Source organism: Oleiphilus sp. HI0061 (genome assembly GCF_001635675.1).
Genome location: NZ_LWFE01001864.1, coordinates 1 through 10,765, shown reverse-complemented (window position 1 = coordinate 10,765; position 10,765 = coordinate 1). Strand labels below are relative to the sequence as shown.

Below are 10,765 nucleotides of genomic sequence, written 5' to 3'. Positions count from 1 at the left end.
TTGACCCCTTACCTATTTCCTAAAAGACAATAATTCGCGCCAAGTTTTCAAAGCTTTACTCTCTCACGTCAAAAACTTAACAGATCATCTTCTAAATATAGAGCATCGCACAATCTATGCCAGAAAATAGTGACACAATTATCAAGAAATTGAGCTTCCATTGCCAGAAGCTTTCTCTTCTAGCATCAAGCTCATTACGTCTGCGTCGAGTAAAGCACACATATGCCCTATCACCGTACCAGATAACCACGCTCGACTCGTACGCTCACTGCGCCATTTAACCATATCAGGTTCAAGCTGAATGGATTCGTGAACTGAGTCGCAAGCTAAGCCCCAATTATTTCCACCCAGTCTAATAATGAACTGATATCCGGCCCGAGCATCCTCGCTCCAACGGTCCGGCATGACCCATTGAGCTGTATCGACTACTCTGACATTTCTATCCAAATGTCTATACAAGCCCATAAAATAATCTGCCCGGCCGACAATTGGCGTGAGCTCCTTTTCAATTTTATAGATTGCACCGAGAGAAACTAAAGGCACCGCAAGCTTTAAACCCGCTACAGAAAAGATCAAACACTCGAAGCGATCTTGAGCCCATGAAGGCGGCCCAACTTGTCCAGGCTCACCAGGCGTAACCAAAGCTGTTCTTTTTTCATGTATCTTTTCAATTTCAGAAACTTCAGTAGTCACAGCCTCCCTAGCCTGAACTTTAGCGTCTACCTTGGTATCACTCAGGGGTGCAGGTGCAGAAACGGATACCTTTGGCTTGTCGACAGTTTCAACAAGTACTTCTTGCTTAACCTTTGTTTTAAGCTCGGGCTCGGCTTTAAGACCAAGCTTCGCTTCCAAGCGGGAAAGCTGAGCCGCGCTCAACTTTGACTTTTTCTTCTCCAGAATCGCTAAGGCCGTCTTTCTATCTAGCTTAGTCTGAAGCTTTTGTTCAGTCTTTTGCTCGGTCTTAACTTCAAGCTTTTGCTTTACTTTAAGGTTCTGCTCAGATAACTCTTTAACACTCGGCTTGGTTTTAACCGGCGCAAGCTTTGGAAATGCAGCAGGTATAATCAGAGGTGAAATTTTTGATCTTTCAGGCTCAGCAAATTGAGGCTTAGCCGGCTTCACTTTTGCAAAATTTGCTTTTGCAATAACCTTAGGCTTTAACTTGGATCCTACTCTGCCTTCAAGTGGCTCTTTAGACCTTGTATGCATTACATTCACGGAGTCTAGAGAGTGTAATTCCGCGTCACTAAGCTTGTTTTTGTGTATTGTATCTAAGTCTTTTAAAGGTTGCTGATCGGCAACTGAGCCAAGCATATCAAAGAAGTATTCATCCATAGCATCAGATGAGCTGACATTCTCGTCCTGATCGAATTCACGCCCTCCATGAATAGAGTGCTTCTTATCGATATCTTCAGAGCTCATCGCACACTCTCTACAGACTGCTCCGCTAACCAAAAAGCAGCGTAGTAATCATCTATAGCTTGCTCAGAGTAGTCTAAGAAGCATTGCCGAACTCGCGGTGAAAGCGGTTTTCTTAAGTAATAGAGAAATGTTAATAATACTATCTGGGCCTCACACTGAGACCGAAAACTTTGATCATCGTCTTCTCTTACCATTTTAATTGTCGGAATAAGAGATAGGTCAGGCGAAATAGCTTCAGTCGTTTTAACAGTGGAACCACCCAAAATCCCAAGAACTGGCTGAGCGCATTGTGGCTCTGATGCCACCCTGGTAACACTAGTTACCGAATCAACATGACTTGGCTTACGTGAAGTGACAGATCCGCCCTGATTTTGCCGACCTTCATTTGTAAGATTGGCTTCTTCAGCAAACTCACAATCGGCACTTATATTTTCTTGCTCACTGACGTGTGCGCTTTCAGAAATTTGAGCAGATGACTCATTCAGATAGTTTTCGGATGTATGCTCTGCCGAAGAACATGAGCTATCATTAGGCTTACTAACAGGCACAGGGTCGCTACCAAACATATCGCTCAGGTAATCATTTAGCAAATCTTCCGTGCTAGAGTGAGGCGTCCTGCTGTCAGTGTTATCCTGAGTCATTTGATAGTGTAATTAATCTCTCGTATGAGTTTAAAGCCTGATAAAGCCTTAGGCATTATTGCTTGTCAGCTCTTTAAGCGTCTGCAGTAGCTTCTTATAAGCTCTCACTCCGTGAGTATCAGCGTCGTAAATAGATGGTACCAGACCTTTCATACTTGCATCTCGGAACTTCGTATCAACGGGAACGGCATACTTCCAGACATCATCTCCCCACGTCGATTTGATGGTACGCAAGCTTTGTGTTGAAGCCTGTGTTCGACGATCAAACATGGTAGGCAGAATAAGATGTCTTAAATTGCTTTTCTGAGACCGAATAACCATACCCAAAGTATGCATCATTCTTTCCAAGCCTTTAATCGCAAGAAACTCTGTTTGACAAGGTACGATGAGCTGCTGGCTCGCAGCAAGAGAGTTGATCATTAGTACACCCAATGAAGGCGAATTATCGATCAAGACGTAGTCATATTGATCCCACAACATTGCCAGCGTTTTCGAAATGATCAGCCCCATACCTTCAACGCCAACCATTCTACGTTCAAGCGTCGCTAAAGCCGTTGAAGCAGGCATTAAATCCAGACCCGGGCAAGAAGTGTCAGTAATCAGTTGTTCAGGAAGACCATCAGGAACCTTACCCTGATGCATAAACAAGTCGAACGCACTTTGCTCAATCGTATCCGGGTCGTAACCAAAATAACTGGTTAAAGACCCATGCGGATCAAGATCCATAACCAACACTCTTTTGCCTTCTTGTGCCAACAACCCGCCTAGCGTTACTACACTAGTCGTTTTACCGACCCCGCCTTTCTGATTGGCAATACCCCAGATTCTCACCGCGTCACCTCTGAAAAATTATATTTTAGCTTTGCTCAAGCATACCATTTAGCCTAGCTGGCTAGAATATCCTGCTAGGGATACTTGCTAATTCTGTATCGCTTGAACAAATGAACAACGGAAATGGCATAAAGTTGCCGAATTTACGTCACTAATAATCTTAATAGTGTACAGAGCACAAATCGTGCCATCGGCACAGTATTGAAAGGTAAATACTTAGAAAATATTTCTTTATAAATGAATGAGCTACGAGACTTACTTCATTAAGCCCTGACGAATATCCTGACTTTTGGAAATTAATAGAACAACGCGGCGGTTTTTGCTTTTTCCAGCTGCCGTATCATTCCTAGCAGCAGGTTGAAACTCTCCGTAACCCATCGCGCCCATGCGAGAAGGCGACACCCCCTCCAGTGCGAGGTATCTAACAACTGTGGCTGCTCGCGCTGCAGAGAGCTCCCAATTAGATGGGAATACAGGGCTTCGAATAGGAACATTATCAGTATGCCCCTCTACCAGCATAGCGTTATCGTGCTGGTTCATAATACCTGCAATTTTTTCAATAATTGGCAAAGCATCATCAACAGGCTCCACACCGCCGCTTTGAAAAACAACCGTATCATCCAACGAGATCTCGATCCAATCGTCTTTCTTCTGAACGCTTACCTTTTCCTCGAATATCAAGTCTTCAAAGTTATCTTCAAACTCCCCTGCTATCATTTCGAGTTGGAGGTCTTCTTTGCTAGGTTCCTTCTTTTTCTTTCGTTGATCAGGGGGTGGTGATGACTCACCGATCATTGGTTGGATAAAAATTTCACGTGAATCCGGAGAGGTAGAGCGAGGACTTATATCTCCAACCTGAATTGGCTTTATGGTTTTCGCGGGAGCGTTAAAGACCCCTTCCAAACTCTCAGAAAGGACTTTATATTTACCTTCATTTACCGAAGAAATTGAATACATCACAACGAAGAAAGCAAACAGCAAAGTGATAAAGTCAGCGTATGATACTAACCAACGCTCATGATTATCATGCTCTTCTTCTAATTGCCTGCGCATAGCTTAGCTCAAGTGATAGTTAAGTGATAAAGCCGCGTAGCTTTAGCTCGATTGAACGAGGGTTCTCTCCCTCTGAGATTGCCACCAAGCCTTCGATAAGCATTTCTCTATACTGGGATTGCCGTTGAATCACAGACTTTAGCTTACTACCGACTGGGAAAAACAGCAGGTTGGCAAATGCAACGCCATAAATTGTCGCTACAAAGGCAGTCGCGATACCAGCGCCAAGAGAGGATGGGTCAGCAAGGTTACTCATAACATGTATCAGACCCATTACTGCGCCAATGATACCAATGGTAGGAGAATACCCCCCCATCCCGTCATAGATCTTTGCTGAACTAAGGTCATGACGCTCTTTAGAAATAAGATCCAACTCAAGTACATTTCTAATCACTTCAGGCTCAGCACCATCAACGAGCAGCTGAAGACCTTTACCAGCAAAAGGCTCATCTTCTTTCTCGACTGAAGACTCTAGCCCAAGCAAGCCCTCTTTTCTTGCTCGCATACTCCAGGAAATAACCTTTTCAATCCCGTCATCAATCGACACATAAGGCGGTATAAACACCCAGCGCAACATGACAATGCCTCGCTTTAATGTCTGAAAAGGAGTTTGTAACAATATCGCAGCAAACGTACCGCCTATAACTATTAAGGCAGCGGGGCCATTAAATAATGAATCAATATGGCCACCCTCTAGGTAGTTACCACCTAAAATGGCACCAAAGCCAAGGATAACACCTAAGATACTCAGCAAATCCATTACATCACTCCTTCAATCACGTGATCTGCTATGGCGTCAATATCAAAAGAGCCGTCAGAGTAACCAGCCTTGTCAACTGCCATCGGCATTCCATAAATTACGCAGCTTTTTTCGTTCTGAGTATAAACCGTGGAGCCAGACTGTTTAAGCAAGCGGCAACCTTCTCTACCATCGGCCCCCATACCAGTCAGAACAATTCCCAAAACTCTTCCGGGGAACGCTTTCGAAGCTGAACCGAAAGTCACGTCGACGGAAGGTTTGTAGGTCAACCTAGCATCACCTTCCAAAATTGAGATAGACCGACCTTTACCCGAGACAATCATTTGCTTAGCTCCAGGTGCTAAAATTGCTGTTCCTGCCTGCAATGTTTGCCCATCTACTCCATGCTTAACGGTAAGTTGACATAAATTGTTTAGGCGCTCTGCAAATGCAGGGGTAAAGGTCTCAGGCATGTGCTGAACAATCAGTACAGGAACCGGCAGATTAGCCGGTAGCTTTGACAGTACTTTTTGTAAGGCAACCGGCCCACCCGTTGAAGCGCCGATGACTAGAAGGTCTACCGGGTGAGATAACTTCTTGGCTCTGTGCGTGGCGCGTTGACCACGATTAGTACTCTGTACTTCCGGGCGTGACGGCACACTTTTATTTGTAGTGCTTGGGCGTCCGCTCACTGCTCTACGCTTTAAAACACTTGAACTCTCACTTGCTTGTATACTGGATGAAGCCTCGGGGTTTAGTGAGCTAGCGCTGCTAACCGAGCCACTTTGAGAAGTTCCACTCTTTTTTGCAATAGCCAGGATTCTTTTCTTCAGAACCTCTTGCATTTTCCCTGCATCGCGAGCGATATCTTCAAAATTCTTTGGTAAAAAATCGACCGCTCCAGCTTCTAGCGCATCTAGCGTTACACGAGCACCTTCGTAGGTAAGAGATGAGAACATTAGAATAGATGTAGGACATTCTTGCATGATATGGCGAATAGCTGTAACGCCATCCATAACAGGCATCTCGTAATCCATGGTGACCACATCAGGGGACAATTTCTTTACGAGCTCAATTGCTTCACGCCCGTTTGACGCAGTACCAACGATCTTGATTTCAGAAACCAAGCTTAGAATTTCACAAACCCGTTTCCGAAAAAAGCCAGAATCATCTACAACTAATACAGTGACACTCATCGAATCTAACAAGCGCCCCCGTAGCGATAAAGATTGCAGCGTGTACTATAGCGACAGCGCATCCTGATTTTTAGCCTATGCGTAGCGGTCTAATAGACTTGGAATATCTAGTATCAAGGCGATACGACCATCACCCGTAATCGTTGCGCCGGCCATGCCTGCTGTGCCATGTAGCATGTCACCAAGTGGTTTAATCACGACTTCTTCTTGGCCAACCAACTGATCCACAATAAAGCCTACGCGCTTACTACCCACAGCGACAATCACCACATGAGCAGAATCAGTATCTTCAGTGTATGAATTCACTAACCAGCGTTTGATGTAAAACAAGGGATAAACATTATCACGAACAACAACACACTCCTGTCCATCAACAACATTTGTCTTGGTCAAATCAAGGTGGAAAATTTCAACCACACTAACCAGAGGAAAAGCAAAGGACTGATTTCCAAGCTTAACCATCAAGGTAGGCATGATCGCCAAAGTTAAGGGTACTTTAATTGAAAGTCGCGAGCCTTTACCTAACTCAGAATCAATATTTACCGTACCGTTTAACTGGGTAATTTTTGTCTTAACAACATCCATTCCCACACCACGGCCGGAAATATCGGATATTTCCTGCTTAGTCGAAAAGCCAGGTGCAAAAATAAGGTTATAACATTCGCTATCGCTTAAGCGATCAGCAGCGTCTTGGTCGTAAATGCCTTTTTCAACAGCTTTTTGACGTAGAACCTCAGCATCCATACCTGCGCCATCATCTTCAATGGCTAGCATGATATGATCACCTTCCTGCTGTGCTGACAGAACCACCTGCCCTATACGTTCCTTACCTTTCGTCACACGGTCATCAGGCATTTCAATGCCGTGGTCTACAGCGTTTCGTACAAGGTGAACCAAGGGGTCAGATAGCGCTTCAACAAGGTTCTTATCAAGGTCAGTATCTTCACCAACCAGAACCAGGTTAACCTCTTTCTTAAGGTTCCGAGCCAAATCTCGCACAACCCTGGGAAAACGTCCAAAGACCTTCTTAATCGGCTGCATTCGAGTTTGCATAACCGCTGACTGAAGATCACCTGTCACGACATCTAAGTTGGACACAGCCTTCTGCATGGACTCGTCACTGCTTGCATCGCCAAGACGTTTTAGTCGGTTACGCACAAGCACCAATTCACCCACCATATTCATGATATCGTCTAGGCGCTTTGTATCAACACGAACTGTTGTTTCTGTCGCTATGGTTTCATTCTTCTTCGATGCCGCTTTAGCAGCTGGTTTTGCAGCCGGCTTTGGCTTAGCTGCAGCTGCTGAGGCTGGGGCCGGTGCAGGCGCTGGCTTTGGTGTGGGCTCTGGAGCCGGCGCAGAACTGGCAGCAGCCTTGGTCGTTGGCGACCCGCCTGCTCCATGAAGTTCATCCAGTAGCTTTTCGAACTCATTATCGGTAATCAACTCTCCATCACCGCCAGCAGGAGTAGCTGACGCTTCAGACGTGGCATCACCTGCAGCAATACCTTCGCTATTGAACTGACCTTCACCATGCAAGTCATCCAATAGTTTTTCAAATTCTTCTTCGCTTATATCACCCGACTCTGGCGAGCTGTTCGTGTCGCCACCCGCAGCCGGTTCTTCAAAAAACAAATCCGCCGAGGAGCTGTCTGGTGAAGCTGAGGCACCAGCACTTTCGCTGACACCAACAGGAGCACCGGAACCGTGTAGCTCATCTAACAAGTTTTCGAATTCGTCATCGGTAATTTCGTCAGATTCTTGTTCGGATGCCGCTGGTGCACTCCCTTTACCCGCATCATCATCTAATGCATCCAAGAGCTGTTCAAACTCATCATCAGTAATATCAGCCTCTTCAGCAGAGGCTTCTGCAGCAACCGGCTCCGGTGTTGGTTCAACAGCTGCAGGTTCAGCAGCAGGCGCAGCATCAGCAGGTTTCGCAAAACGTTCTAACTCACTTAAAAGCTGTGGGTCAGCTGGGGTTGGATCTTGGCCATCTCTGACTTCACTGAACATTTCGTTTACAGAGTCTAACGCACGTAAAACGACATCCATTAAGTCAGCATCAAGACTTCGCTTACCATTTCGCAGAATATCGAACACGTTTTCTGCAATATGACAACACTTGACCAGTGCATCCAACTGTAAAAAGCCTGCTCCACCCTTTACAGTGTGAAACCCTCTAAAAATTGCGTTTAGCAAATCTTTATCGTCTGGATTTTGCTCTAGATCAACCAGTTGCTCTGAAAGAAGCTCGAGTATCTCTCCAGACTCTACAAGAAAGTCCTGAAGTATCTCATCATCCGCTTCAAACCCCATCTTCTACGCCCCTTTAAAATCCTAGACTGGACAGCAAATCATCCACATCATCCTGGCCAGAAACAACGTCTTCGCGTTGCTCTGCATGGAGTTGTGGACCTTCACCCTCAATGCCTGTTTCTTGTTTTTCTACTTCGTGGACTGTTCCTGTAATCTGGTCAACCTTACCGGCCATTCTGACCAAATTAACAAGATTCTCTTCAACATCTTTAACCAATCCGGTGACTCGTTGAATCACTTGACCAGTTAAGTCTTGGAAAGACTGCGCTAACAGTATTTGCGTGAGATTATCATTTACTTTATCTGAATCCTCACACAACTTTCCAAGGAAAGTTCCCATTGTGGCTGTCAGCGTTCTAAACTCATCAGGTTTCATTTCCTTACGCTGTAAGCGAGACCAATCCATCTTGAGTTTTTTCGCTTCCTGGCTGATTCCTGAAGCATAAGGCATGGTTTCTTCGACAAGATCCAAGGTCTTGTTTGCAGCCTTATTGGTCATATCAACCACATACGCGAGTCGGTCGGACGCATCCTCTATAGTAGACAGGTCATCTTTAGCCGTCTCACTGGAAGCATCGATGTGAAAGTTCCGAATTGACTCGTGTAGCGACCGAGTTAAGCGACCGACTTCTTGGTACAGAGTTTTATCCCGAGTCTCATTTAACTCAGAAATAATACCTAACGCCCCCGACAAGTCTCCTTTGTCAATTCGCTCCTTCAACTCATTAGCCTGAGCCTTCAAAGTCTGCTCAAAACCGCTTAGAGGTTCGCTATTTATTAGCTTTGCGTCAGTCATGAATCGCTCAGCCTTAGGAATCGATACGTTCGAAGATTTTCTCAATCTTCTCTTTTAAAACAGCTGCGGTAAATGGCTTAACGACATAACCGTTCACACCTGCTTGCGCGGCAGCAACTATCTGATCTCGTTTAGCCTCAGCCGTTACCATTAGCACAGGAAGACTTTTGAGGTTATCGTCAGAACGAACATGCTGAAGCAACTCAATACCAGTCATCCCAGGCATATTCCAGTCAGTCACCAGAAAGTCATACTTACCTGTTTGAAGCATTGGTAAGGCAGTACTACCATCGTCAGCTTCATCAGTATTAGTAAACCCTAGGTCACGCAATAGGTTCTTAATAATTCGTCTCATTGTAGAAAAATCATCTACTACGAGAATTTTCATATCTTTATTCAAGTCGACCTCCACTCATGTCGATACCCGAAATTACATTTTAATACCTAAAAACAAGTCTAGTCGGTGTTCTTAGGCTAGCCAGTTTTTTTTGATATTTGTTTCACTTATCGGCACATTTCTTAACAACTATATAAAATCAAGCCAATTTATTAATTTTATTCGCTTTATTTTCCCCTTACATGGGGGACAAACTTTGAGAAAAGAGGTCTAAGCAAATAGTTCGATCAGGCTAAGACAAACTGCAATCAGGTACGCCAATCACTCATTCTAGCTTTCAAACGCATCGCTGCTTGAGAATGTATTTGACTTACTCGAGACTCACTAACAGAGAGCACCAAACCAATTTCTTTAAGATTCAACTCTTCTTCATAATATAAAGACAAAACCATTTTTTCACGCTCAGGGAGAACATCAATCTCTTTGGCCAAAGCTCGACGAAAGGCATCATTCTGAACATCCGTCGCGGGCGTGTCATTCTCGGACAAATACTCTTCACTAGAAACGTCACCTGACTCACTTAGCTCTTCAAAGCTAAATAACTTGCCACTAGCGCTGTCTTTCAAGCAAGCAAAGTATTCCTCAAGCGTCATACCTAACTCTGAGGCAACCTCGTCATCCTGCGCATCACGACCCTCTCTATCTTCAATAGCCTTGATCGCTTCACTTATCTTTCTTGCATTCCGATGAACAGACCTTGGCACCCAGTCTCCCCGGCGCACCTCATCCATCATCGAACCACGAATTCTAATGCCCGCATAAGTTTCAAAGGACGCACCTTTAGAAGCTTCATACTTCCTGGAAGCCTCTAATAACCCGATCATACCAGCCTGAATTAAATCATCGACCTGAACGCTAGACGGTAGACGAGATATCAAATGATGCGCAATTTTTTTGACTAAAGGCGCATGAGACCGAATCAAATCATCGGCACGTTTTACTTGAGCGTCTGTATACATCAGCCTATGACACCGGAACTAAACACGTTCTAGTTTGAGGTAGCCTGAACCAGGCGCTCAACAAAGAACTCCAAATGACCTTTTGGAGAAGAAGGCAGTGGCCAGCTATCCGCTTTTTGGGCAAGCGTCTTATATGCCAACGATGCTTTTGCACGAGGATACACATCAGAAACAGCCCGTTGACGCTGCACTGCTTTTTTCACCGACTCATCGAAAGGGATTGACCCAACATACTGCAGAGCAACATCGAGAAATCTCTCAGTAACGTGAGCAAGCTTGGAATAGAGGTGGCGCCCCTCTTCCTGCGTTTTAACCATATTCGCCAGTACACGAAAACGGTACATATCGTAATCGCGATTTAACAATTTAATTAGCGCATATGAATCGGTAATCGATGTAGGCTCATCACATA

General features: G+C 44.9%; 10 protein-coding genes and 1 pseudogene. All 11 read right to left on the bottom strand.

Going from position 1 to position 10,765, the window contains the following annotated elements; all coding sequences use genetic code 11:
* Positions 1-141: 141 nt before the first annotated feature.
* Positions 142-1,422: a CheW domain-containing protein gene (locus A3735_RS29405; protein ID WP_082880325.1), complete on the bottom strand. Its 1,281-nt coding sequence runs from the start codon at positions 1,420-1,422 to the stop codon at positions 142-144.
* The gene (locus tag A3735_RS28360) at positions 1,419-2,063 is read right to left on the bottom strand and encodes a hypothetical protein (RefSeq protein ID WP_068513734.1); all 645 of its coding nucleotides are present in this window, start codon (positions 2,061-2,063) and stop codon (positions 1,419-1,421) included. Before A3735_RS28360 ends, A3735_RS29405 begins: the two co-directional genes overlap by 4 nt.
* A gap of 48 nt (positions 2,064-2,111) precedes the next feature.
* Entirely contained in the window at positions 2,112-2,894 is a 783-nt protein-coding gene (locus tag A3735_RS28355; RefSeq protein WP_068513736.1) for a ParA family protein, read from the bottom strand.
* 255 nt (positions 2,895-3,149) lie between these two features.
* Positions 3,150-3,947: a flagellar motor protein MotD gene (gene motD / locus A3735_RS28350; protein ID WP_068513739.1), complete on the bottom strand. Its 798-nt coding sequence runs from the start codon at positions 3,945-3,947 to the stop codon at positions 3,150-3,152.
* A gap of 19 nt (positions 3,948-3,966) precedes the next feature.
* Entirely contained in the window at positions 3,967-4,707 is a 741-nt protein-coding gene (locus A3735_RS28345; RefSeq protein WP_068513742.1) for a flagellar motor protein, read from the bottom strand.
* Positions 4,707-5,882 (bottom strand): chemotaxis response regulator protein-glutamate methylesterase, encoded by a 1,176-nt coding sequence (locus A3735_RS28340; RefSeq protein WP_068513746.1) that lies wholly within the window; start codon positions 5,880-5,882, stop codon positions 4,707-4,709. Before A3735_RS28340 ends, A3735_RS28345 begins: the two co-directional genes overlap by 1 nt.
* Before the next feature lie 75 nt (positions 5,883-5,957).
* Positions 5,958-8,201 carry a chemotaxis protein CheA gene (locus A3735_RS28335; protein WP_068511932.1) on the bottom strand — a complete coding sequence of 748 codons (2,244 nt, stop codon included), beginning with the start codon at positions 8,199-8,201 and terminating at the stop codon, positions 5,958-5,960.
* A 13-nt stretch (positions 8,202-8,214) separates the two neighbouring features.
* Positions 8,215-8,997 carry a protein phosphatase CheZ gene (locus tag A3735_RS28330; protein ID WP_068511930.1) on the bottom strand — a complete coding sequence of 261 codons (783 nt, stop codon included), beginning with the start codon at positions 8,995-8,997 and terminating at the stop codon, positions 8,215-8,217.
* 13 nt (positions 8,998-9,010) lie between these two features.
* Entirely contained in the window at positions 9,011-9,397 is a 387-nt protein-coding gene (cheY, locus tag A3735_RS28325) for a chemotaxis response regulator CheY (protein ID WP_068511934.1), read from the bottom strand.
* 245 nt (positions 9,398-9,642) lie between these two features.
* A complete protein-coding gene (locus A3735_RS28320) occupies positions 9,643-10,353 on the bottom strand; it encodes an RNA polymerase sigma factor FliA (protein ID WP_068511927.1) in 711 nt (236 codons plus the stop codon).
* A 29-nt stretch (positions 10,354-10,382) separates the two neighbouring features.
* Positions 10,383-10,765 (bottom strand): annotated as a pseudogene (locus A3735_RS28315) (MinD/ParA family protein); the annotation flags it as partial.